General features: G+C 72.1%; 20 protein-coding genes. 6 read left to right on the top strand and 14 right to left on the bottom strand.

The features are described 5' to 3' along the window. The first annotated feature begins 452 nt into the window (after window positions 1-452). Genes OHA86_RS15905 through OHA86_RS15895 form a run of 3 tightly spaced genes read left to right on the top strand, consistent with a single transcriptional unit; the run spans window position 453 to window position 2,458 of the window. A complete protein-coding gene (locus tag OHA86_RS15905) occupies window positions 453-875 on the top strand; it encodes a hypothetical protein (RefSeq protein ID WP_329175993.1) in 423 nt (140 codons plus the stop codon). A 49-nt stretch (window positions 876-924) separates the two neighbouring features. Then, a complete protein-coding gene (locus tag OHA86_RS15900) occupies window positions 925-1,545 on the top strand; it encodes a twin-arginine translocation signal domain-containing protein (protein WP_329175991.1) in 621 nt (206 codons plus the stop codon). Between the two features lie 13 nt (window positions 1,546-1,558). Next, the gene (locus OHA86_RS15895) at window positions 1,559-2,458 is read left to right on the top strand and encodes a MauE/DoxX family redox-associated membrane protein (RefSeq protein ID WP_329175989.1); all 900 of its coding nucleotides are present in this window, start codon (window positions 1,559-1,561) and stop codon (window positions 2,456-2,458) included. A gap of 52 nt (window positions 2,459-2,510) precedes the next feature. On the opposite strand, the gene OHA86_RS15890 is transcribed toward OHA86_RS15895, so the two are convergent. The 13 genes from OHA86_RS15890 to OHA86_RS15830 form a co-directional block, all read right to left on the bottom strand. Beyond that, entirely contained in the window at window positions 2,511-3,893 is a 1,383-nt protein-coding gene (locus OHA86_RS15890) for an FAD-binding oxidoreductase (protein ID WP_329175987.1), read from the bottom strand. 2 nt (window positions 3,894-3,895) lie between these two features. Then, a complete protein-coding gene (locus OHA86_RS15885) occupies window positions 3,896-4,219 on the bottom strand; it encodes a hypothetical protein (RefSeq protein WP_329175986.1) in 324 nt (107 codons plus the stop codon). Continuing rightward, complete coding sequence (locus tag OHA86_RS15880) at window positions 4,216-4,668, bottom strand: cupin domain-containing protein (RefSeq protein ID WP_329175984.1); 453 nt, start codon at window positions 4,666-4,668, stop codon at window positions 4,216-4,218. The genes OHA86_RS15885 and OHA86_RS15880 overlap by 4 nt, the downstream gene beginning before the upstream one ends. A gap of 97 nt (window positions 4,669-4,765) precedes the next feature. Then, complete coding sequence (locus OHA86_RS15875; RefSeq protein WP_329175982.1) at window positions 4,766-5,611, bottom strand: response regulator transcription factor; 846 nt, start codon at window positions 5,609-5,611, stop codon at window positions 4,766-4,768. Between the two features lie 223 nt (window positions 5,612-5,834). Next, the gene (gene tsrT / locus OHA86_RS15870; protein ID WP_329175980.1) at window positions 5,835-7,556 is read right to left on the bottom strand and encodes a tryptophan 2-C-methyltransferase; all 1,722 of its coding nucleotides are present in this window, start codon (window positions 7,554-7,556) and stop codon (window positions 5,835-5,837) included. 287 nt (window positions 7,557-7,843) lie between these two features. After that, window positions 7,844-9,085 (bottom strand): acyl-CoA dehydrogenase family protein, encoded by a 1,242-nt coding sequence (locus OHA86_RS15865; protein ID WP_443071742.1) that lies wholly within the window; start codon window positions 9,083-9,085, stop codon window positions 7,844-7,846. 44 nt (window positions 9,086-9,129) lie between these two features. Beyond that, complete coding sequence (locus OHA86_RS15860; RefSeq protein WP_329175978.1) at window positions 9,130-10,341, bottom strand: acyl-CoA dehydrogenase family protein; 1,212 nt, start codon at window positions 10,339-10,341, stop codon at window positions 9,130-9,132. Window positions 10,342-10,375: 34 nt separating this feature from the next. Next, window positions 10,376-11,674 carry an ATP-grasp domain-containing protein gene (locus OHA86_RS15855; RefSeq protein WP_329175976.1) on the bottom strand — a complete coding sequence of 433 codons (1,299 nt, stop codon included), beginning with the start codon at window positions 11,672-11,674 and terminating at the stop codon, window positions 10,376-10,378. Beyond that, the gene (locus OHA86_RS15850) at window positions 11,671-12,954 is read right to left on the bottom strand and encodes a lysine N(6)-hydroxylase/L-ornithine N(5)-oxygenase family protein (protein ID WP_329175974.1); all 1,284 of its coding nucleotides are present in this window, start codon (window positions 12,952-12,954) and stop codon (window positions 11,671-11,673) included. The genes OHA86_RS15855 and OHA86_RS15850 overlap by 4 nt, the downstream gene beginning before the upstream one ends. 103 nt (window positions 12,955-13,057) lie before the next feature. Beyond that, entirely contained in the window at window positions 13,058-14,359 is a 1,302-nt protein-coding gene (locus OHA86_RS15845; RefSeq protein WP_329175972.1) for an ATP-grasp domain-containing protein, read from the bottom strand. Beyond that, entirely contained in the window at window positions 14,356-15,669 is a 1,314-nt protein-coding gene (locus tag OHA86_RS15840) for an MFS transporter (protein WP_329175970.1), read from the bottom strand. The genes OHA86_RS15845 and OHA86_RS15840 overlap by 4 nt, the downstream gene beginning before the upstream one ends. Next, window positions 15,666-16,730 carry an FAD-dependent oxidoreductase gene (locus OHA86_RS15835; protein WP_329175969.1) on the bottom strand — a complete coding sequence of 355 codons (1,065 nt, stop codon included), beginning with the start codon at window positions 16,728-16,730 and terminating at the stop codon, window positions 15,666-15,668. Before OHA86_RS15835 ends, OHA86_RS15840 begins: the two co-directional genes overlap by 4 nt. Continuing rightward, window positions 16,727-18,262 (bottom strand): class I tRNA ligase family protein, encoded by a 1,536-nt coding sequence (locus OHA86_RS15830; protein WP_329175968.1) that lies wholly within the window; start codon window positions 18,260-18,262, stop codon window positions 16,727-16,729. Before OHA86_RS15830 ends, OHA86_RS15835 begins: the two co-directional genes overlap by 4 nt. Window positions 18,263-18,805: 543 nt before the next feature. Here OHA86_RS15830 and OHA86_RS15825 point away from each other — a divergent pair. Together OHA86_RS15825 and OHA86_RS15820 are read left to right on the top strand one after the other, a co-directional pair. Continuing rightward, window positions 18,806-19,564, top strand: coding sequence for an AzlC family ABC transporter permease (locus OHA86_RS15825; protein ID WP_329175966.1), 759 nt, complete (start codon window positions 18,806-18,808; stop codon window positions 19,562-19,564). Further along, window positions 19,557-19,889 carry a branched-chain amino acid transporter permease gene (locus tag OHA86_RS15820; RefSeq protein WP_329175965.1) on the top strand — a complete coding sequence of 111 codons (333 nt, stop codon included), beginning with the start codon at window positions 19,557-19,559 and terminating at the stop codon, window positions 19,887-19,889. The genes OHA86_RS15825 and OHA86_RS15820 overlap by 8 nt, the downstream gene beginning before the upstream one ends. Window positions 19,890-19,999: 110 nt before the next feature. On the opposite strand, the gene OHA86_RS15815 is transcribed toward OHA86_RS15820, so the two are convergent. Then, window positions 20,000-20,818: a helix-turn-helix transcriptional regulator gene (locus OHA86_RS15815; RefSeq protein ID WP_329175964.1), complete on the bottom strand. Its 819-nt coding sequence runs from the start codon at window positions 20,816-20,818 to the stop codon at window positions 20,000-20,002. A gap of 630 nt (window positions 20,819-21,448) precedes the next feature. Between OHA86_RS15815 and OHA86_RS15810 the strand changes: the two genes are divergently transcribed. Next, on the top strand, window positions 21,449-22,780 hold the full coding sequence (locus OHA86_RS15810) for a pyridoxal-dependent decarboxylase (RefSeq protein ID WP_329175961.1): 1,332 nt from the start codon (window positions 21,449-21,451) through the stop codon (window positions 22,778-22,780).

Raw genomic sequence — 22,780 nt, 5'->3', positions numbered from 1 at the left:
AGGACCCGGCTACCCCGCGCGGCGGCCGGTACGCGTGGCGCCGGGGGCGCCCGGCGTCGGGGCCGTCCGCCGTTCGCCGGCCCGGCCGGGCGGGCGCCACGGGGGGCGTGCGCACGCGAACGCGCGTAGAAACGGTTGTGCGCCCCCTTCCGAACGCGCGTAGAAGCGCGCATCATGGCCGTGTTCCACCCTGCACTGCCGACTCATCCGACGCATACGGCACAGCAGAGGCCCGCCCGAGGCAGCTCCCGCAAGCGCGCACCGCCAGGTACGGCACGGCGTCACCCCCTCGCAGCACCGCAACGGCGCGGAGCACTCCCACTCGACGCTTGTCATGGGCGCGTAATCACTCGGCACCTCAGGACACCGCCGCGGCCCCCGTTCCGCGGCGCCGTCGTATGTGTTGTCATGCGCAGGTCATAAGACCTGCGCCCATGCGAAGGGAACACGACATGGCCTGCGGATCGACCTCCCTGTGGGCGGGCGAAGCCACCTGGTTCTGCTGCGGCAACGCCTGGGGCTCCTGCGGCAGCGCCGGCACCGGCGCGTGCGGCACCTGCCAGTCCAGCAAGAACATGGCCGCCTGGCCCAACCTCTCGGCCGCCTGCTGGGACATCACCCGGCCCGACCTGTGCGGCGAGAACATGCCGCGCCGCACCTGCGGCGCGGTGGTGAACGTCCGTCACCAGTGCTCGGGCGCCGCCGTGTGCGTGACGCTCGCCGACTGCGGGCCGCGTACCAAGAGCTTCTGCGGCGAGTCCGCGTGCTGCAACGGCGCGTGCCGCACCAACCGCGTCATCGACCTCACCCCCGCGGCCTTCACCGCGATCGGCAGCCTCAGCTCCGGCAAGCTGCCCGTCTATATCTACGAGTGACCTCCCGCCCGGTACATCCACCAGCACCACGCGAGACAGGAAGGACGACATGAGCCACACCCAGGAATCCGGCGGGCGTCGCCTGGACCGGAGGCGTTTCCTCACCACGGCGGCCATCGGCGGCGCCACCATCGTGGGCGCGTCCGCGCTCGGCGGGCTCGACGCCGAGGCCGCGTTCGCCGAGCCGATGCCCTCGCTCGACGCGGCGATCCCGGCGGCCTTCGCCGAAGGCCGGATCGTCGCCATGAACCGCAACGTCCTGGACGTCGCCGGCTCCCACGGGGAGCGGCACCTGATCCAGCTGACCAACGCCACCAGCATCTGGAAGCTGCGCACCACCACCGCCGAGGCCATCGAGGTCGGCGACGGGCTGTACGCGCGCGGGGCGGCCATGCCCGACGGGACGATCGCGGCGGACGCGGTGTGGGTCAACATCGTGAACGTCTACGTCACCATCCGCGGCATCGCCAAGGACCGGCTGCACCTCACCCACGGCAACGACGAGCTGGTCGGCCGGATCGTCCCCGACACCACGACCGCGTCCTACCTCGGCGGGGCGCTCACCGCGGACCTGTCGCGGACCCGGATCGGGCAGGAGGCGCAGGTGCTCGGCGCCTGGCGGCCCGCGGACGGCTCCATCGACATCGCCCGCGTCTCACTCGGGCACTGAGGGAGTCGGTGCGATGATTCCGCTGGTCTCCAACCTCGCGCCGCTGGTCTGCGGGCTGCTGCTCGCGCTGACCGGCGCGGCCAAGCTCTTCGGCCGGCAGACCGCCCGGCTCGCGGCGAACACCGTGCTGGTCCGGGTGCTCAACGACGGCCGGCGCGCCACGCTGGCGCTGCGCGCGCTCGGCGGGCTCGAACTGGCCCTGGCCGCGGCACTGCTGGCGGCACCGGACGCGCTGCTGCCGGGCATCGCGACGGCGCTGCTCGGCGCCGGCTTCACCGGCTACCTGGCGTACGCGAAGGCCACCGCGCCCGAGTCGTCCTGCGGGTGCAGCGCCAGTGACGAGGGCCCGATCGGGGCCCGCTCCTTCACCAGGGCCGGGCTCGTGGTGGCCGGCGGTGTGGCGGCGGCGGGCGCGGACAGCGCCTGGTGGTCGGAGATCTCCCGGCGCCCCGGCGGCTCCGCGCTGGTCCTCGCCGCGGCGGCCGTCCTGCTGCTCGGCCTGACCGCCGACCTGGACCGGGTGTGGCTGGTGCCGCTGCGCAAGGCCAGGATCAGGGTCTTCGGCAATCCGCTGCCGTCCGGGACGGGGGAGCGGGTACCGGTCGCCGCGACGGTGCAGCTGCTGGAGAACTCCCTGGCCTGGCAGACCGCGATGCCCGTGGTCCGCTCGGCGCTGCTCGACCACTGGGACGACGAGGGCTGGCGGGTGCTGCGCTACGCGGGCGCCTACCAGGACGAGCGCGGTACGCACCCGGTCAGCGTGCTGTTCGCGCTCGACCTCACGCTCAGCGTCGACACCTCACCCCATCCGGCGGTCCGGGTCTCGCTGATCGACGAGGAGACCGAGGAGGTGGTCCCCGCCTCCGTCCTGACCCCGGTCCCGCGGCGTACGGTCCTGCCGCTGGCCAACTGACCGCGGGGCCCCCGGCTGGGACGCGCCGTCCGGCCGGGGGCCCCGCGGCAGGTCAGAAGCCGATGGCCTGCGGGAAGCGGAAGAGCCCCTCCGGGTCGACCCGCCGCTTGACCTCCACCAGGCGCGGGTAATTGGCGCCGTAGTAGGCGGTGCGCCAGTCCGCCAGCTCGGGATCGATGAAGTTCACGTAGGCGCCCTCCGCCATGTACGGCGCCACCGACTCGCGCAGCTCGGCCAGCCAGCGCAGATGCCTCGGCACCGCCTCGGGGCCGTCCTGGTCGGCCCAGGAGGTGTCCATGCTGACCAGGTAGTTCGCCTCGCGCTGGGCGAACGCGGTGTCGGCGGACGCCACCTTGTTGACCGCGCCGCCCCAGCCGAAGAGGGCGAAGCCGCCGCCGTCCGGGTTGCTGCCGCCCGGCCAGTGGCCGAGCCGGGCCAGGACCTCGGCGACGGCCTCGGGCGGCAGCGGGTCGACGGCGAAATTCGTCCGGGCCGCGAAGGCGCCTTCCGAGGTCTCGTGCAGCAGGTAGTCCTTCGCCTCCCAGAAGGTGCGGTCGGCGATGTCCTGGCGCAGCGGCTCGGCCACCGACAGGACCGGGTCGAGCAGGTCGCGCAGCTCGCTGGCCGGTCCCAGGTGCAGCCCGACCGCGGAGACGGTGACGCCCGAGCCCGTGGTGCTCAGGCCGAGCCGGATCGAGCACTCCTCGGGCGCCTGCCGCATCACCTCCTGGAGCACCGCGAAGACCTTGGGCGCGTCGGCGCCGTCCCACAGCAGCAGGCAGGTCGAGGCGTCGGAGACCGGGAAGGCCTGGTAGGTGAAGGACACATTGATGCCGAAATTGCCCCCGCCGCCGCCGCGGCAGGCCCAGAAGACGTCCGGATTCCGCTTCGCGTCGCAGGTCAGCAGCTCGCCGTCGGCCGTCACCAGGGTGGTGGCGACCAGCGCGTCCGCGGTGAGCCCGTACTTCCGCGAGGTGGCCGCGGAGCCGCCGCCGAGGGTCAGTCCCGCGATGCCCACCGAGGCGCCGTTGCCCAGCGCGAACGCGATCTGCTCGGGCTCGACGGCCGCGTAGACAGCGGCCATGCTGGCCCCGCCCTCGGCCGTGACCCGCCCGCTCGACCCGTCCGCGGTCACCGTGCCGAGCGCCCTGAGGTCCACCACGAGGCCGGAGTTGACCGAGTAGCCGGCGTACGAGTGGCCGCCGCCGCGCGGCACGATCGGTACGCCCGTGTCCCGGGCCCACTCCACCGCGCGCCGCACGTCGGCGACGTCGGCGACGCTGACCACCCCGGCGGGCACGGCCTTGGTGAAGCGCTTGTTGAACGGCGCGCTGGAGGAGTGGAATTCCGCGTCGCCGGGCCGCAGTACGCGGCCCGTCACGCTCTTCTCCAGCCGCCGCCAGTCCGCGTCCGAGGGGATGTCAGCCGGTGCCACGCTCAGGCCACCTCTTCGATGTAGGAGACGCCGGTCGCGGCGTGCGGGCCGTACCGCTCCCACGCCTCGTGCAGCCGCAGCCGGCCGTCCTCGGTCAGTTCCGGGGTGTTCACGGTCCGCCCGCAGACCACCTCGCCCGAGGCGAAGACGATGGTGTAGCCCATCGAGAGCGTCCCGTCGGGCCCGCGGGTGCCCGCCGTCCAGCCGCGCCGGATCGCGCCGCCGGCCACCTCGCCCCAGACGAAGTCGTCCTGCTGGTGGTAGACGGCCTCGGTACTGGTGTCGCCGTCCGGCGCGCGGAAGCGGCGCCCCTCGTAGTCGATCACGACGCCTGCCCGGCGACGGCGGGAGCGGCGGTCGCCACCTCGGGGGCGGCGGCCGTCCCGCCGGCCTCCCGCTCCTGCCCGTCGAGGAATTCCGCGGACATCGCCGGGTCCCACCAGATCGCGTAGTAGGCGAAGTCCTCGTCGTGCTCGTTGACGACGCTGTGCTGCACGTCGGGCCGGATGTACGCCAGGTCGCCCGCCGCGATCCCGTGCCGCCTGCCGTTGGCGACGACGGTGCCGCGGCCGGACATGACGATGAAGATCTCCCGGTCGTGGTGGCCGTGCACCTCCGACACGTCGCCCGGGCGCAGGACACACCAGGCGCCGCGGAAGGGTGTGTCCAGCCCGGGCCACGGGTGGAGCAGCTTCAGGTCGAGCCCGTGGGCCCTTTCGAGGTGATCCGGCTCCATGGTGCGGATGGTCACGTCGGCGTGCTCGTGGTCGGTCAACGTCCCGCTCCGATCGGCGTCCTTCGAATGGGTGGCCGTGCGACAGCCTTCAGGCTAGAATCCGGCGACTCCCGATCGACAGGGGAAGTCTTCCCTTTCACATGGGAATCTGCGGCTGGGAAGCAGGAATGCGCATGCCCAGCGGGTTTCCCGGAGTGCCGTGCTGGATAAAGGGCGCTGACGCATGCCCGAGGCCCGCGTCCCTGGCCAATACAATGGCTTGTGCCCGATCGGCGACACCGAGCTTGCCGAAGATCGCCGAGACCCGATTGCTGATGGTCTTGGAGGCGAGCGCGAGTTCCTTGGCAATGGCGGCGTTGGACTTGCCCGCCGCGATGCGTTCCAGCACGTCCCGCTCCCTGTTGGTGAGCTGGGGGAACGGGTAGTAATACTGCCCGGTGGCCGGACGTATCAGGACGCTGAGCCGGTCGGCTATCGATTTGTCCACGATCGCCTCACCGGCGGCCACGGCCTGGATGCCGCGCAGGATCTGGTCCGCGCTCGCCCGTTTGATGAGGTAGCCGCGCGCCCCGGCGTGCAGCGCCGAGGTGATGGCCTTGTCGTCGTCGACCGAGCTGAAGACCAGCACGCCCGTACCCGGTGTCATCCGCAGTACCTGGCTGATGACCTGCATACCTGCCGGTTCATCCATCAGCGGGTCGACCACCAGGACGTCGGGCCGGCAGCGCGAGGTCTCGGCGAGCACCTCCTCGGTCGTGGCGGCCTCACCGACCACCCTGATGCCGGTCGACCGCTCGAGTACGGATCGGACGCCGTGCCGGATCGCCGGCTGGGCGTCGGCGAGCAGGACGGTGAGCGGAGCAGGAATCGGACGTAACGGCAGGACTCCCCCTTCCGGGCGACGGCCCGAATTATCCCGACAGATGTCGGGGTGTTGCGGGAGTTGCCAATGTAATCTCATGGTGTTTTCCTGCTGGCTCATTTGCCCCTCTAAATTCGATTTCCCCCAACTTGCTGTTCATGGTGGCTCAGGGTCGACCGGTACCAGGATGCGGCAGGGAACACCGGACCGCAAGGGCTTCAGTGCGGCTCCGTGATACGCCGTAGGCCATTAATGGCGCCGGCCTACGGCGTATCGCGGGTCGCGGGCACGGACAGTCGTGAATTCGCGTACAGGTGTTTCAGTGGAATATGTGAACAGGGCATTACACGTCGGCGGGCTCGGCCATGCCGCTGTCCTTGGCGCGGGCCAGGATCTCCTCCCGTTCCCGCCAGTGGGACCAGAAGGCGCCGGTGTAGCCGAGCCCGCTCAGGCCGGTGAGGAACGGGTTGTCGGCGTAGTTGTTGTCGTGCTCGCTGGAGCCGGCCAGCGTCGGCAGCATCACCCGGAAGTAGTCGGCGGGGTCCACCAGGTCCCACAGCAGGTCGACCGACGGGCTCCAGCGCGCGGAGGGGTCGCCGACCGCGGCGGAGTCGGCCGGCAGGTCGGGGGAGAAGTAGCAGACCAGCCGGAAGTCGCCGTGCTCGTCGAACATGAACTGCCGCTCGTACTCCACGGGACCCGAGCACTTCGACAGCGGCTTGAGCACGATCGGCCCGGTGGCGGTGTTGGACTGCAGACCCGGCACCGTACGGACCCCGTCGCACTCCGCGGCCATCGCGATGCCCATCGGCGTGTACGGGAACAGCCGCAGCCCCAGCGAGAAGCCGGTCACCGTGGCGTCCAGCGCCATGAAGGCCTCGACGCAGGCCCGCATGCTGTCGGGCGTCTCGCCGGGCATCCCGAACAGCGCCTCGACCATGGTGAGGATGCCGTGCTCGCGGCACAGCCGGACCAGCCGCTCGGTGTCGGCGAAGTCGTAGTAGGTGGTGCCCTTCTCGGTCACCTTCCAGCCGGTCAGCATGTCCGGCCTGACGTGGTCGGAGCCGACGTTCACCCCGCGGCAGCCGGCCGCGGCCAGCAGCGCGGCGAATTCCTCGTCGAACGGGCTGGGCTGGCAGTAGACCCACAGCCGCAGCCCGTTGAGCGGGTTGGCCGGGTCGGAGTGCCGGCGGCGGACGATCTCCCGCAGCACGTTCTTGGCGTGCGAGACCGACAGGTTGAACTCGCTGTCGGTGGTGTGCTGGTCGAGGATGCCCTGCGCGGCCAGCGACTCCATCTCGTCGACCACCGCGACCACCGAGCGCTGCCCGAAGGAGGTGCCCTTGGCGTCCGGCTCCACGCAGTGCGAGCAGCGGTAGGTGCAGCCGTTCTTGGTCAGGATGCTGCCGAGCCCGCCGCGCTGGTAGTACATCAGGTTGTCCACCTTGTACGCGGCCCCCGACCGGCGGACGTACGACGCGGTGCTGTCCACCTGCCACACCCGGGGCTCGAACTGCCCGGTGGGCAGCGGGATCACCGTCTTCCCGTGCCGTGCGGTCAGCACGGCGGGCGGCACCCGCACGACGCCCTCGGCGGTGTTGCGCAGCAGCCCGGGGACGGTGCCGGGGTCGCGCCCGGTGAGCAGCGCGTCCGCCAGGTCGCAGATGATCTTCTCGCCCGGCCCCTTCACGCCGAAGTCGATGCCGAAGTAGTCGACCAGGGCGAAGGGCATGGTCGAGAAGCCGATGCCGCCGGCCACGATCGGGGCGTCGGTGAGCCGCTTGAGCTCGGTGATGATCTCCTTGTGCTCACCGACGAAGGGGCGCTGCTCGAAGGCGTAGACCGTGTCGGTGTTGCGGATGGTGACGCCGACCAGCATCGGGTCGCGCTCGGCGAAGTATTCGGACAGGAAGGACTTCCAGTCCTCCCGGTGGAAGGTGAGGTCCAGCACCTCGACCTCGAAGTCGGCGGCCTCCAACGAGGTGGTGAGCACGTCGAGCGCGTAGGGCGCGATCGGTGGGTGCACCTTGTTGGGGTTGACCAAAAGCACAAGACCTCTGCTCATCGGGTCTCCTCCCCGTGGCCTGCGCACAGGCGAATGACCGCTGCGGGCGCCGCTCCTGGGCAGGGCGGAGCAGCAGCGACCGCGGCTCTGGTGTGGTGGGTGGTGCCGGACGTCCGGGCACACCGGACGGGCACGGGATGTACGGAAACGTGCTGGGCGGGGCGGGCGGGCCGGACGGGCGGCCCGCCCTGGGCCGGTCGGAGCGGCCGGATCGGTGGGACCCGCTGGGCGGCCCGGATCGGGTGGGACCGATGGACCGGCCGGACCTCTCGGGCCGGCCGGGCGGCCTAGACGATGCCGAGGCTGATGCCGAACTCCGGTCGGCCGCCCACCAGGTAGGCGCCGGCGGACTGGAGGATGCGGTCCTGGGCGATCAGGTGCTGACACATGGTCGTAGTGTCGCGCAGCCAGCGGTCCATGGGTGAGGACCGGTTGATGGACCAGGTCTGGAGCAGGTCGTAGAGCCGGTTGACGATGGAGCGGGCGGTGCGGAAGGCGTGCAGCCAGGCCAGCGGCGAGGCGGCGCGCTCCTCGGGGGTGAGGTCGTCCAGGGTGCCGCCGGCCTCCAGCACCTCCCACTGGCGGGTCATGCTGCCGTAGACGCCGTTACGCGTCGCGTTGAAGTCGGCCTCGCACTCGGCGATGGTGACCTGCACGCGGAAGCTGTCGGACCAGGCGGTGCCGGTCATCCGGTCCACCCGGGTGGTGGCGATCTCGCGGGCGTGGTCCAGCGCGGCCCGCGCCACCCCCAGCGGCACCCCGCACATGGCGCGGGTGAAGGCGTCCGGCTGGGAGAGCGGCGAGGGCCGGCCGTGCACGACACCGAAGCTGTACGTGTGCTCCTCGGGCACGAAGACGTCGGTGATCGTGTAGTCGCAGCTGCCGCTGCCGCACAGGCCCGTGGTGTGCCAGTTGTCGATGGTCACGACCTGCTCGCGCGGCACCATGAACTGGCGCGACTCGTGCGGGTTGCTGCCGTCGGGGCTGGCGTAGGGCTTGCCGTCCTCGAAGACGAAGCCGCCGGAGGTCACCCAGTCGGCGTGGTCGATGCCGCTGCCGAACGGCCAGCGGCCGGTCAGCCGGTAGCCGCCCGGCACCCTCTCGGCCCGGCCCGAGGGCTGGAGCAGCCCCGCGGTGATCATGTCGGGGCGCGGGAACATCTCCTTGGCGACCGCCTGCTCGATGAAGTTGCTGTAGATACCGGTGTTGGCGCCGATCACCGCGCACCAGGCGGCCGAGGCGTCGCCGTACGCCAGCTTCTCCACCACCCGCGTCTGCTCGACGGAGGTCAGCTCGGGGCCGCCCCACTCCCGGCCCCAGCACATGCCGAACACGCCGGTGCCGCGCAGCAGGTCCACCACGTCGGCGGGCAGCTTGCGGTTCTGCTCGATCTCGGCCGCCCGCTCCCGCAGCACCGGGGCCAGTGCCTCGGCCCGCGCCAGGATCCCGGCCGCGGTCGCGGGTGCCCGGTCCTGCGTGGTCCCGGTCCCGGTCACCGTCATGTCGTCGCCCCTCAGCTGGTTGGTCATGCGGACTCCTCCTCCCGACCCGGTCTGCGGCCCGGCCGTACGTGTCATGTGGTGATGCCGAGGCTGATCCGGAACTTGGGCCGCCCGCCCAGCAGGTAGGCGCCGACCGACTCCAGGACGACGTCCTGCGCCGTGAGGTTCTGGCACATCGTGGCCGTGTCGCGCAGCCAGCGGTCCATGGGTGAGGACCGGTTGATGGACCAGGTCTGGAGCAGGTCGTAGAGCCGGTTGACGATGGAGCGGGCGGTGCGGAAGGCGTGCAGCCAGGCCAGCGGGGAGGCGGCCCGCTCCTCGGTGGTGAGGGTGCCGCCGGCCTCCAGCACCTCCCACTGGCGGGTCATGGCGGCGTAGACGCCGTTGCGGGTGGCGTTGAAGTCGGCCTCGCACTCGGCGATGGTGACCTGGACGCGGAAGCTGTCGGACCAGGCGGTGCCGGTCATCCGGTCCACCCGGGTGGTGGCGATCTCGCGGGCGTGGTCCAGCGCGGCCCGCGCCACCCCCAGCGGCACCCCGCACAGCGCCCGCATGAAGGACTCCGGCTGCGAGAGCGGGCTGATCCGGCCCCGCGGCTCGTAGAAGGTGAAGGTGTGGTTCTCGGGCACAAAGACGTCGGTGATCGTGTAGTCGCGGCTGCCGGTGCCGCACAGGCCCGTGGTGTCCCAGTTGTCGAGCGTCTCGACGTCCGCGCGGGAGACCAGGAACTGCCGTGACTCGTGCGGGTTGCTGCCGTCGGGGCTGGCGTAGGGCTTGCCGTCCTCGAAGACGAAGGCGCCCGAGTTCACCCAGTCGCTGTGGTCGATGCCGCTGCCGAAGGACCAGCGGCCGGACAGCCGGAACCCGCCGGGCACCCGCTCGGCGTGCCCGGCCGGGGCCAGCACACCCGCGGTGACCATGTCCTGCCGCGGGTAGACCTCCTTGACGATGTCCTGGTCGAGGAAGTTCGCGATCAGACCGGTGTTGGCGCCGATCACCGCGCACCAGGCGGCCGAGGCGTCGCCGTACGCCAGCTTCTCCACGACCCGGGTCTGGTCCATGGAGGTCAGCTCGGGGCCGCCCCACTCGCGGCCCGAACACATCCGGAAGACGCCGGTGCCGCGCAGCAGGTCCACCACGTCGGCGGGCAGCGTGCGGTTCCGCTCGATCTCGGCCGCCCGCTCCCGCAGCACCGGGGCCAGCGCCCCGGCCCGCGCCAGGATCTCCGCCGCGCTGTCCGGCTCCCCGGTGTACGCCGGGGCCGTCGCCGTGGTCGTCGTCATGTGTCCGTTCCCCTCGCGTGTGCGGTCTCGCCGTTCACTCGTCCACGTCCAGCAGGCCGGCCGGCATCGCGAACGGTGCCTGCGGGTCGGCCGGGCCGACCGGTTCCGTGACCAGCCCGACCAGCGCGGCGGCCCCCGTCAGCCGGTCCTGGCAGCCGGGCACGTCGTCGGCCTCGCACACCACGAAGGAGTGCCGGGCCAGATAGCCGCCGGGCGGCAGCCGCAAGGTGCTGCCCGGTTCCGCCATCGGCGCCGCCGCCACCAGGCCCGGCGCGTCGCCGGGCTCCGGCACCCGCACCGACCGCAGCAGGCAGTCCTGCTCGGGGATGCCGAACCTGATGCCGGCCACCGCCCGCCGGGTCGGCGTGATGTCCGGGCGCTGCCCGGTGGCCACGTCGAAGAGCACCTCGCCCGGCTCGATCCCGGTGGCGATCCTTCCCAGGTATGGGATGAGGTCGCCGCCGAGCCGCCCGTTGATCTCGATGATCAGCGGACCGCGGTCGGTCAGCCGTACTTCGCTGTGCGTGATGCCGTCCTCGATGCCGAGCGCCTGGTGCGCCCGCGCCAGGGTCCGCATCAGCTCCTTGTCCTCCAGCAGCGGGTCGGCCGCGTCCACCGAGTGGCCGATCTCCTCGAAGTACGGGTGGTCGCTGCTGTACTTGCGGGCCACGAACAGCGGCAGGTACTCGCCCTTGTGCACCGCTCCGTCGATGCTGATCTCCGGGCCCGGCGCGTACTCCTCGACGATCGCGCTGGCGCGGTAGGGCCCCGGGTCGACCTCGCTGGCAGCCAGCGCGACCCGGAAGGCCGCGTCCAGCTCCGCCTCGTCGGCCGCGAAGACCACCCCGATGCTCGCGCCCATCGCCCGCGGCTTGAGCACCACCGGGTAGCCGATCCGCGCGGCCGTCTCCCTGGCCTCCTCGACGGTGGTGGTCAGCCCGAACCCGGGCTGGTGCAGGCCCGCCGCGGTCAGCTCGGCGCGGGTCAGCTCCTTGTCCCGGCAGCCGCGCACCCCGCGGGCCGACAGCCCCGGTACCCCGAACTCGGCGGCCAGCAGCCCCGCGTCCAGCACCAGCGGCTCGTCCCAGCACATCAGGGCGACGACATCGCGGCGGGCGGCGAGTTCGCGCGCCGCCGCCCCCATCACCTCGGAGTCGAAGACGTTGGCGACGACGACCTCGTCGAAATACTCCTGCTGCCAGGTCGGCTTGAGGTTGTTCAGCAGCACCATGTCCAGCCCGGCCTCGCGCGCCCTGCGGCTGATCGGCGCGACCAGATACTCCCGGTAGACCTTCAGCCCGCTGCCGATCACGAGCAGGGTGCCGCGGCTCATCGGGCGGCCCCGACGTCGGAGGTGCTGCGCCGGGTCAGCAGGTCGGTGACGATGTCGTGGCTGCGGTGGGCCAGGACGCTGATCAGGGAGTCGGCGATGCCGTGGGTGGCCTCGTTGACGCCCTGGAGGTAGACCGCGCCCGGGGTGGCCGCACCGAGGTCGACGCGGTAGTTGCGGCTGACGGTGACCTCGTCCAGGCCCGCGTGTTCGGCCAGGTCGCGGATCAGCGCGGGCATACGGGCGTCGTACCCGGTGCCCAGCAGCACCAGGTCGCAGCGCAGCGGCGACTCCTTGCCGGTCCTGCGGTCCCGCAGGTCGAGCACGACGTCGCCGTCCTCGATCCTGGCGCCGATGATTTCGGTCAGGGCGCGCACCTCGGAGCGCTGTGCGCCCAGCATCCGATTGCGGTAGAGCATGGTGTACAACTCGTCCAGGAATGGCGGCGCGAGACCCGCGTAGTTGGTGAACCGCATTTCGTCCAGCACCTGCGAGCGCACTTCCTGCGGTGTGTCGTAGAAATCGTCCACGAAGGACGGGAAGAACAGCTCGTTGACGAATTTGCTGGTCTGGTAGTTCTGGAGTCCTATCGAACGGACGATCATGGTGATCTGGCTCTGCGGCAGATTCTCGTGCAGGGCGTAGAACATCTCCGCGGCGCTCTGCGCCCCGCCGACCACGACCGCGCGCAGCGGCCGGTCCTTGTCGATCTGCGCGATACGGCTGCGGTAGGTGGAGCTGTGGATGACCCGGTCCGCGGGCAGTTCGGTGAAGGGGGCCGGGACACGGGCGTCACGGCCGCCGCCGATGACCAGGTCACGGCAGCGGATGGTGTCGCCGTCGGTCAGCGTCACCGTCCATCCGACGATGGCGTCGTTGCTGTCGCGGTCGGGCACGATGCTCGACGCCTTGGCGCTGTAGCGGATCTGCACCCGCTCCAGCGAGGTGGCCACCCACTGGAGGTAGTCGGAGAACTCCCACCGGTAGGGGTGGAAGGTGCCCAGATTCACGAACTGGTCGAGCCGGCCGTTGTCGTGCAGGAAGCTGAGGAACGAGAATTTGCTGCGCGGATTGCGCAGGGTCACCAGGTCCTTGAGGAAGGACACCTGGCTGCGGGCCCAGGGCATCAGCAGATCGCGCTGCCATTTGATGTCCGGAGCCTGTTCGAGCAGCAGGGTGTTCTCGGCCAGCTCCGTGGAGCCGCACTCCTCGATTGCCGCTGCGAGCGCCAGATTCGCCGGGCCCGCACCGATCGCCAGAACATCAACCTCGCGGTGAGTCATATTGCCCCCTCGATGTCAGTGATGCCTTTCAATATTAGAGATCCGCTATTCCCGTGTCCTAGGGGGAACATTCCCTGGAAGTGGGGAATCGGCAAAACCTCGGTTATTGCTTTTCTGTGAAGCTTTCGCCGGGCGGCGCCATGTCGATGCGCACCAGCGCCGCGGCGGCGCCGGCGAGACGGTGCGCTTCGGCCGGGGTGTCGGCGCGGGTCATCACGATGCCCACCCGGTCCCAGGAATTGCGCACCCCTTCGAAGGACGCGCCCGGCGGGACACCGCAGTTGGCGAAGAGCACACCCTCGGCCCGCTCCGCGTCCTCGACCCCGCTCACGCTCACGACGGTGCCGGCCCCGGGCGCCAGGAACCGTACGGCCGCCCCGCTCTTGGCGCGGTCCGGCAGCTCGGCCGGCAGCGGCTCGCCCTTGAGCAGCGCGAAGTAACTGCGCATGAACTCCAGCGGATACGCCGCCTCGATGAGGTCGAGGATGGCGTCGCCCGGCATCCGGCCCGCGCACTCCACCAGGTGGGGGACGCCGTCCGAGACGATCCACTCGCAGTGCACCACTCCGTGCCCGAACCCGATCGCCGTCATCAGCCGCGCGGTCTGCGAGCCCAGCAGGTCCGACAGCTCCTCGGGGATGTCGGCCGGCACGATGTGCGCCAGCTCCACCGGGTAGGGGCCCGGGTAGAGCTTCTTGCCCGTGACGTTGGTGAACAGCGGCTCGCCGTCGCGCACCAGCATCTCGACGCTGTACTCGTCGCCCTCGACGAACTGCTCGGCGAGCATGACCACGTCCATCGGCCGGTCGGGCACGAAGATGCCTTCGTCCTGGACCAGGCACTCCTGCCAGGCCTCGTCCACCTGCGCCGGGTCGCTCACCACCCGCACACCCAGCGACGCCTGCCGGTTGGCCGGTTTGAGCACGGCGGGACCCGGGTGGTCGCGCAGGAAGGCACGCAGGTCATCGGGTCCCGCCACCCGTACGCTCGCCGGGTTGACGATGCCGGCCGCCGCGCTGACCTCGCGCAGCAGCGCCTTGTCGCGCAGGATGAGGGCGGCCCCCAGGCCCGGTCCCGGCAGGCCGTAGCGCTCGGCGAGCCGGGCGGCGAAGGGCACGGCGTACTCGACCGCCGGGACGATCGCGGCCGGGTCGAGGTCCCGGTGGGTGTTGTGGAAAGCGTCGGCCTTGCCGGCCAGGTGGTACTCCCACTCGATCAGGTCGCGGGCGTACCCCACGCCGTCGAGCTTGGCGCGCGCGTCCCGCTTGCGCGCGACGTCCGGCTCCTCGACGTAGACCACCGAGTTCTCCGGCTGGAAGGTCTCGATGAAGGGGATGGTGAGCCCCACGAACCCGACGATCACCACCGGCCCGGTCGGCCGTGCTGTGACGTGCTGCTCTGTCATGCTGCGCCTCCGACGGTCTCTTCCGCCTTGGTCTGAACGCCTTCGTCCTGCGGTGCGCCCTGCTTCTCCTCGCGGTTCAGCCCGGCCATGGCCAGCAGGCCGGCGACGCCGTTGACCACGGCGCACAGCACCCAGAAGCCGTGGTCCAGGCGCGTCCACACGAAGACCGCGAACAGCGGCCCGAGCGCCGCGGCCAGGCCGGCCGTCGCCTGCATGGTGCCGATGTAGCGGGCCTTGAGCGCCGCGGGGAAGGTGGCCGGGTGCGCGAACATGCTCGGGCCCGCGACCATCAGCCCGCTCACCTCGAACACCGCGCCGATCATGATGAACGCGGGGGAGTGCGCGGCCAGCCCGTAGACCGCGAAGCCGATCGAGTTGACCATGTGCCCCACCGCCACCGCGGTGTGCGTCGGCACCCGCAGGATGTAGGTGGTGATCTTCAGCTCGCAGGTGATCAGCACCAGCGAGCTGACGGTGAGCACCGCGCTGTACAGCCCGGTCGGGTAGTCGTCCGCCTTGATCTGGAGCGGCAGCGCGATCAGTGACTGCACGTAGGTGATCGTGCCGAGCAGGACCGCCGTCAGGTAGAACATGTACTTGCGGTCCCGCAGCATCGCGCGGTACGCGGCCCGCCCGGTGATCGGCGCCGGGGCGTCCGTGCCGTCCGCCGGGTCCGCTTCCTTGTCCTGCCTGGCGGCCTCCTGCGCGGCGATCACCGCGTGCTTGGGCAGCAGCGCGAAGGCCAGCGCCGCGTAGACCAGCGTGGTCGCGCCGTCGATCCAGAACAGCGCGTTCCAGTTGACCAGGATCAGCCCGGCCGCGAGCAGCGGCGCCAGCGCGGCCCCGGTGTTCAGCGCGATCCGCATCATCGAGAAGGCCATCACCTGGTGCCGCTCCGGCATCAGGTCGCTGAGCAGCACCGAGGCGGCCGGCCGGTACGCCTGGGCGAGCAGTCCCGCCAGCGCGACCACGACCAGCAGCGGGGCCAGCAGCCCCGAGCGGCTGAGCGCGGGGATCACTGCGACCAGCGGTCCCGAGCCGGCCATCGCCGCCACGATGGTGAACCGCGGACCGAACCGCTGGGTGGCCTCACCGCCCAGCATGGTGCCGAGGATCGTGCCCGCGCTGTACGCGACCAGGCACAGGCCCGCCGCGTCGACCGACAGGTGCCGGTGCGTCAGATACAGCACCAGGAACGTCTGCACGAACGCGCCCAGCTGGTTGACCAGTACGCCGCCGAGCAGATAACGCACCGGCATCGGGGTCGCCCTCAGCGTGTCCAGCACGCCTACCTGCGCCTCGTCCGTCATTTCACAGCCTCCCTCGCGGCTTCCGCCATCCGTCCTGCCACCAGCGGGGCCGAGGCGAACCCCGAGCCCCCGCAGGCCGTGCGCGCCCAGACCGCAGGACCCAGCCGGTCCAGCCGGGCGCCGCCGGTGTCCGGGTCGGCCGTGTAGTGGCACGCCTTGATCCCGACCACCTCGTAGCCGGCCGGGTCGCGCAGGATTCCCGCCGCCGCCAGCCGCTCCGCCCACGGCGTCTGGTCCTCGGCGCCCGCGCCGGTGCCGGCCACCTCGCGGCACACCGCGTCCGAGCTGATCTTGAGCAGTGTGCCGGCCACCGGCGGTACGACCCAGGCCCGTCCGTCCGCGCCGATCCCGCCCACCGCGGGCGCGTTCCGCCACAGGCGGGCCTGCCGCCGGGCCGCCCGCAGATAGACCATGGTCTGGCGGTGCAGCACCGCGGGCCGGCCGACCAGCTCCCGGGTCCACGGACCCGCCGCGACCAGCACCACGTCGCCGCCGACCACCTCGCCGCCGGCCAGCGTGACCTTGCCGGTGCCGGCGTCCACCGCCGCCACCGGGGAGTACGGCCGCAGCGCCGCCGCGGGCCGGGCCGCCAGCCACCGGGCGGCGGCCCGCAGCACCCGCCCGGCCAGCAGCACCCCGGCGGGCAGCTCCCGTACGCCCGTGGTGCCGGCCGGGAAGCCGAGCTGCGGCAGCGCGGAGGGGCCGACCGTCTCGACCGGCACCCTCGCCCGGGCCGCGAAGCGCGTCACCTCGGCCAGCCGCTCGCGCGGCCACGCCGTCACGACGCCGACCTGCCGGTAGAAGCCCGGGCCGAGCAGCGACTCCAACTCCTGCCACCTGCGGTGGGCCGCGCCCATCCGCCGGGTGGCCTCGTCGTCGCCCACCGCGAGGGTGCGCAGCGCCCGGTGCTGGTCGTACGAGCTGGCCGACGGGTCGGGGATCGCGCCCCGGTCGAGCACGGTCACCCGGTGGCCGGCCAGCACGCACTCCACCGCGGTCAGCAGCCCGGTGACGCCCGCGCCGACCACGACCACCTGTGCGGCGGCTGTCCTCGCGGTCACCGGGCGGTCCCGGTCAGCCGTGGCAGCGCGCGGGGCGTGACCTCGGTGGCCGGTGACGCGGCGGGGATGGTGAGGTCGGGCAGCGCCTGCCCGGCCAGGTCGATGAGCAGCGGCGCGGCGCAGCGCAGGAAGACGTCCACCTCGTGGCAGAAGTCGCCCGCGTCGGCGGCGGTCACCTCCCACCGGTCGAGCCGGGCCAGTTGCTCGGTCAGCGTGAAGGCCGCGGCGGTCAGGCTGAAGCGGCGCGTGTCGTAGCCGGCGCCGAAGCGCTCCGCGATCCGCGCGGCGGCCTCCCGGGAGCGCGCGGAGACCGGCAGCGGCCCGCCGCCGGTGAAGCTCCCGGCCTTGTCCGCCACCCGGTTCCACGGCTCGACCAGGCGGGACGCGGTCACCCGGTCCATCGCGTCACGGGTGAAGTTGGTGCGCTGGAAGTCGGGTCCCGTGGCGGCCAGGTAGAAGCGGATCAGGTCCCTGGGCACCTCGGCGGCCAGCTCGCGGCCGGTCACCACGTGGCCGCGGCTGCTGGAGAACTTGTCGTTGTCCAGCTCGTAGAACTCGTTCGTCACGAAGTTGTCGGGCAGCGTGTAACCGCCGAGCGCGATCAGCATCGCCACGCCCACCACCGCGAAGGCGAAGCCGGCGTCGGAGCCGGAGAAGAGGACGACCTTCGCGCCCGACTCGGCGAACCACAGCGCGTCGTCGCCGGCCGGCGTCTCGCCGCGCTGCTCGGCGGCCAGCGCGGAGCTGTGCATGCTCCAGGCGATGATCTCGGCGTCGGCGTAGATCACCTGTCCCGCGACCTCGGGGAAGGGCGCGGGGATGCCCCAGGAGATCGGCAGCGTGACCGGGTAGTCGGGCAGCGGCCGGGCCAGCAGCTCCTCGATCAGCCGGGCAAGGCGCGGCCGCATGGTGGGGGCGAGCCCGGCGAAGTATTCGGTCAGCGCCTCCCGGTGCTCCTCCAGCGGCAGCACCAGCACCTGCGTCTCGCGCAGTTCGACCACGTCGTCGGGCTCCAGCGTCGAGCGCGGGTCGATCAGCTCGGCCGAGGCGATCCAGTGGCCGCAGCCCTCGCACAGCCCCGCGCACCCCTCGGACAGGCAGACCGGGCAGCCGCCGCGGACATAGGCGTCGGTGAGGAATTCCCCGGTGCGCGCCACATACGGGAACGGCATCGCCCGCAGCCGCAGCCTGCCCGCGCTGTGCAGCCGCTCGAAGAGCTGCTGCACGCCCGCGACATACCGGTCGTCGAAGCGTACGAAGCCGTCCGGCTCGATCCCCACCGCCGCGAGCGTCCGCTCGACCTGCTCACCTGACCTGATCCGCAGCTCCTCGGGCGGCACACCCAGCCGCCTGGCGGTGGTCACGATGTAGTTCTGGGTGAAGTGCACGCCGGTCCCGAAGAGCACATCGCGGCCCGCGGCCCTGGCGTACCTGGCGCAGACGTCCGCGCTCAGGAAGGGGCCGGCCAGGTGGCCGAGGTGCAGATCGCCGTTGGCGGTCGGGCCGGGGGCGATCACCATCGTGCGTTCCATCAATCGGTCCTTTGTTCGGCAGCGGGGTGGACTTCTTGTGGGGTGCCGTGGAAATCGTCGAAAAGAGGGAGGGGCGGCGGAGTTTGCCGGAGCTTTTCCGGTCGGACGACTCCCTCGATTGATCCCACTCACACAGAGATAAACCCGTTTCGGCGCGCGATTCATCGATGGTGCGGCCACCGGTCGGTAAGTCCGGCGATGGACCTCATGAGGCTAGATTTCGCCAGTTCCCTATCGATAGGGGAACTCTTCCCGAGGACTGGGGAATCTGGACCGCCGCTGCCCGGGACGCCGGGGAAGACCGGGGCACCGTTCCGTGGCCCCGCCCGGCGGGTGGCCCGGGGGGCCGCCGGGCGCCCGTGCCGCGCCGGACGTCGGCTGAGGCCAGGCGCGGTACGGCGGTACCCGCGGTGCGGCCGGGATCACGGACGGGACACAAAATGTCGTCGGGATGTGTCATAGCACTGCTTTTCTTGCTCCGTTCATGATCGACCGGTCATATTCGGAAACCATATGAGCCGGTTTTCTTCCTACGATGGCCGGATGACACCTCCACCGGCTGCCCCTGTCGGCCTCCCCCCGCCCGCTTCCGCGCCGGGTCCGCGTGCCGGGTTGCGGCGGTTGCGGGCCGATCTGGCCGTGGCGGCCGGGGACTCCGGGTCCGTCGGGCTCGGCGCGTTTCCGATGGGTGTGGCCTTCGGGATACTGGTGGTGCATTCGGGGCTGGCGTGGTGGTGGGGAAGTGTATTTTCCGGGTTTATTTACGCGGGATCGCTCGAATTCCTCTTCCTCGGACTGGTCCTCACCGGCGCGTCGCTGGCCTCGATCGCGGTGACCGCATTCCTGGTGAACGTCCGGCATGTCTTCTACGCGCTGTCTTTTCCGCTGCACCGGGTCAACGGCCGGGCGGCGAAGGCGTACAGCACCTTCGCGCTGTCGGACGAGGTCTATGCGGTCACCGCCGGTGCGGCCGCACGGGACTTTACGAGCCGGCGCATTCTGTGGCTCCAGGTCTTCGTCCACCTGTACTGGGCCGGCGGCGTCACGGCCGGCGCCCTGGCGGGGGCGGCGATTCCCGCCGGGGTCGGCGGGCTGGACTTCGCGGTGACCGCGCTGTTCACCGTGCTGGCACTCGACGCCTTGCGCGCCCGCCCCGGGCCGGCCCCGCTGCTGGCCCTGGGGTGCGCGCTGGCCGCCAGGTTCGCGGCGCCCGGGCAGATGCTGCCGGTCGCCTTCGGGCTGTTCACCGCCGGGCTCGCGGCCCGCCACGCGGTCGTACGGAAGAGATCCGCCGATGCCTGACGCCCGCTATCTGGCCGCGGCCGTCGCGACCGCCGTGGCCGTCACCTGGGCGCTGCGCGCGCTGCCCTTCGCGGTCCTGGCGCCGCTGCGCTCCAGCCCGCTGGTCGGTTACCTCAAGGCGGCGATGCCGACCGGTGTGATGGTCGTACTCGCCGTCTACACCCTGCGCGACGTCTCGCCCCGGGCGGCGGACCGGGCCTGGCCGACGGTCCTGGCGCTGGCCTGCACGGTCGCGCTGCACCTGTGGCGGCGCAATGTCCCGCTGTCCATCGTGGCCGGCACCGCCGTCCATGTCGCCCTGGCCAGCGCGGTCTTCACGCACTGACGGGCGCTGAGGGCGCCGGCGCGCCCTGACGGAACCGGCGGCGCTGACACGCCCTGCCGCCGCTCGGCACCCCGCCCGCCACCGAAGCCGGGCGCGGCAGGGGCCGGGGCCTACGCGGCGTCCGCGGTGTGCCGGGTCGGCAGGAAGGTGACCATGCGGCGGCGCGGGTCGTGGGCCGGGGAGGACACCAGGGTCCGTACGTGCTGCGGGTGGCCGCCGACCGGCGGCACGATGATGCGGACCTGCCCGTCGTTGTGCAGGGTGACCCGGCTGGACTCGTCCACCGCGCGCCACAGCTCCGCCAGCTCCGGGTGGTCCTGGAGCTCGTCGATGACGCGGCGCAATTCCGCGCTGCGGGTGGTCTCCGCCTCCAGCCGCAGCTGGCGCAGGTAGGAGGTGGCCCAGCCGTCCTCCCACTCGCCGCACAGCCGGCGGGCGTACGGGCTGAACAGCACGAACCGCAGCAGATTGCCCGGGGCGGGCTCGCCGGCCGACAGGAAGAGCCGCTGCCAGGCGGTGTTGCTCTCCTCGATCCGCCAGCCCGCGTCGACGGCCAGCGAGGGCACGGGCAGGGCGCGCAGATAACTGGTCCAGCCACTGACCGCGTCCGGGTCGGGACGGCTCGGGCCGCGCGGCGGGAAGCCGCCGCTGGCGATGAACCACAGCTCGTCGCGCCGCGCCGAGCCGAGGTCGAGAGCCTCCGCGAGCGCGTCCAGCCGGTGCAGCGGAATCGGCCTGACGCCGCCCTCCCAGTCCTGGTACAGCCGGGTCGACACGCCCATGCACTGCGCCACGTCCGTCTGGCTCAGCCCGCCGCGGCGCTTTCCCGCCGGATGGGCCGTACGTTCCGCCGGACCGCTGTAGAGCTTGCGGGCCTGGCGCAGGAAGCCGTGGATCAGCGGCGGGGAACCCCCGTGATGCGGTGCCATGGACATCTCCCCCGAGATCCGGCCGAGGTGATGCAAACGCGTCACCGTTCGATTACTGGCCATTCGATGGTCTTGGCTCGCCGGGAGGGCTGTCAACCAACACCCTTGCCGCCTCTTTGACCTGCGGACTTGAGCGCGGACTGCGGAAATCCGAAACAACACTCCGCCGGACGGGACCGCACTTCACGCCACCGACCAGGAGGTTTGCGCCACCGGGCCGAATCGGCGCACTTGCGCCACGGCCCGCCAATGGGTCTGTCCACATTGGTACGTGTCCCATTTTGGACAACAGTCCACGCCGATAGACGAAGTGCCTGCTGGGCGCGGCTGCGCGGCCCGAATCGGCGGCCGACGGCCCAGATTACGCACCTTTGGGTTCGTAGCGGGAGGCACCTGACGTCGGGTACGAATTCTCGCGGCGGTACTCACCGCGGCGGAAACCCCGCCCGGATGGGTGCCGGAACACCACCCGCTCCCGATCGCGGCTTCCCGAGCCGCCGCGACCGGGCCCGCCGAGGGCCGCCGGCCCGCTCCGCCCGGTTCCGGGGGGGAGTCCTCGGCGGTGAGTGGGGGGCCGGCCTGGCCCGTCGGCCCCTCACCACCTCACGCGTTGTCGTCCCGGAGGTCGTCATGGCGTACCTGCCGTTCGTGGCACTGCCCGCACAAGCACTGCCCGGTGCGCCCGTGGGCCCCGCGGCGCCCGCGGGCCGGGCGGCCTTCGCCGCCGCGCCCGAGCCGCGCGGACTCATCGGGTTCGCCGCCGCGGACCCGGACGACACCCGGCGGCAGCTCGCCGCCCTGGTCGCCGCGCTGCGGACCGCGGAGCGGCACGCGACCGAACTGCTCGACGACTTCCCCGCCTCGCACCACGGCGACTACGCCGAGATGCTGGCGACCCTGGCCGACCTCGACACGGACCCCGGCCCCGAAGGCGACGGCGGTCCGCGTCCTGCGGACGCCGCGCCCGACCCCGCCGCCGCGGGCGCGGCGGTGCTCGCCTTCGAACGGGCCGTTGTCGACTTCTGCACCGACCTGGCACTCGGCGACGGCCGCCGCACCCGGGGCTTCGTCACGGCCGGCGGTTCCGAAGGGCTGCTGGTCGGGCTGCGCGCCGGGCGCGACGCGCTGCCGGGCGCCCCGCTGTACGTCTCCACCGCCGCCCACCACGAGGCGCGCGGCCACGCGCGGCGGCTCGGCATGGACGTGATCGAGGTGCCGTCCGGCACGGACGGCACCATGGACGCCGACGCCCTGCGGCTGCTGACGGCCGAACGGCCCGGCGGAGCGGTCGTGCTGGCCTCCATCGGCGGCGCCACGGCGGGCGAGGGCGGCGACGACGACCTGGCCGCGATACGGGCCGCGGCCACCCCGGCGGGACCCGTGCACATCCATGTGGACGCCGCCCACGCGGGCCTGCTCGCACCGTTCGCACCGCACCCGGTGCTGTGGGACCTGCGCGACGGCGCCGACAGCCTGTCGCTCACCGCGCACCGGCTGCTCGGCCTGCCCGTGCCGTGCGGGGTGGTGCTGGTCGGCGCCGGCCGCGCCCGCGCCGCCAGGGGCCACGGCTCCACCCCCAACCCGCTGGCCGTCGCGCTGCTGTGGGCGGCGCTGCGGGACCGCGGCTACGACGGGCTGCGCTCGCTGGTCCACGAGTGCTACGACACCGCCCGCTACGCCGCCGACCACCTCACCGCCGCCGGCTACCGCGCCACCCGCAGCGGGCACGGCCTGACCGTGCGCTTCCCCCGCCCGGCGCCCGCGGTGTGCACCCGCTGGCGGCTGTCCACCGAGGGCACGCACGCCCGGCTGTCCGTCCTTCCCCCGCTGACCCGCGCCTCGGTCGACGCGCTGTGCTACGACCTGTGTGCGGGGGCCGCGCCGCCGGCCGCCTCCTCCCGCCGCCCGACGTCCGGTGGCGGGTGCACCGCCGCGGTGTCCGCCGCACAGCGGGACGGCTGA

It is taken from the genome of Streptomyces sp. NBC_01477, assembly GCF_036227245.1.
Lineage (GTDB): Bacteria > Actinomycetota > Actinomycetes > Streptomycetales > Streptomycetaceae > Actinacidiphila.
Note: the sequence above shows the minus strand (reverse complement) of the source record. Positions and strands in the feature narration are given on the sequence as shown.

Excerpts from the sequence above, each read along its gene's own strand:
- OHA86_RS15815 (WP_329175964.1), bottom strand. The coding sequence starts at position 20,818 with ATGGCACCGCATCACGGGGGTTCCCCGCCGCTGATCCACGGCTTCCTG.
- OHA86_RS15905 (WP_329175993.1), top strand. The coding sequence starts at position 453 with ATGGCCTGCGGATCGACCTCCCTGTGGGCGGGCGAAGCCACCTGGTTC.
- OHA86_RS15845 (WP_329175972.1), bottom strand. The coding sequence starts at position 14,359 with ATGACAGAGCAGCACGTCACAGCACGGCCGACCGGGCCGGTGGTGATC.
- OHA86_RS15900 (WP_329175991.1), top strand. The coding sequence starts at position 925 with ATGAGCCACACCCAGGAATCCGGCGGGCGTCGCCTGGACCGGAGGCGT.
- tsrT (WP_329175980.1), bottom strand. The coding sequence starts at position 7,556 with ATGAGCAGAGGTCTTGTGCTTTTGGTCAACCCCAACAAGGTGCACCCA.
- OHA86_RS15850 (WP_329175974.1), bottom strand. The coding sequence starts at position 12,954 with ATGACTCACCGCGAGGTTGATGTTCTGGCGATCGGTGCGGGCCCGGCG.
- OHA86_RS15865 (WP_443071742.1), bottom strand. The coding sequence starts at position 9,085 with ATGACCAACCAGCTGAGGGGCGACGACATGACGGTGACCGGGACCGGG.
- OHA86_RS15820 (WP_329175965.1), top strand. The coding sequence starts at position 19,557 with ATGCCTGACGCCCGCTATCTGGCCGCGGCCGTCGCGACCGCCGTGGCC.
- OHA86_RS15860 (WP_329175978.1), bottom strand. The coding sequence starts at position 10,341 with ATGACGACGACCACGGCGACGGCCCCGGCGTACACCGGGGAGCCGGAC.
- OHA86_RS15855 (WP_329175976.1), bottom strand. The coding sequence starts at position 11,674 with ATGAGCCGCGGCACCCTGCTCGTGATCGGCAGCGGGCTGAAGGTCTAC.
- OHA86_RS15810 (WP_329175961.1), top strand. The coding sequence starts at position 21,449 with ATGGCGTACCTGCCGTTCGTGGCACTGCCCGCACAAGCACTGCCCGGT.
- OHA86_RS15895 (WP_329175989.1), top strand. The coding sequence starts at position 1,559 with ATGATTCCGCTGGTCTCCAACCTCGCGCCGCTGGTCTGCGGGCTGCTG.
- OHA86_RS15840 (WP_329175970.1), bottom strand. The coding sequence starts at position 15,669 with ATGACGGACGAGGCGCAGGTAGGCGTGCTGGACACGCTGAGGGCGACC.
- OHA86_RS15830 (WP_329175968.1), bottom strand. The coding sequence starts at position 18,262 with ATGGAACGCACGATGGTGATCGCCCCCGGCCCGACCGCCAACGGCGAT.
- OHA86_RS15825 (WP_329175966.1), top strand. The coding sequence starts at position 18,806 with ATGACACCTCCACCGGCTGCCCCTGTCGGCCTCCCCCCGCCCGCTTCC.
- OHA86_RS15875 (WP_329175982.1), bottom strand. The coding sequence starts at position 5,611 with ATGAGCCAGCAGGAAAACACCATGAGATTACATTGGCAACTCCCGCAA.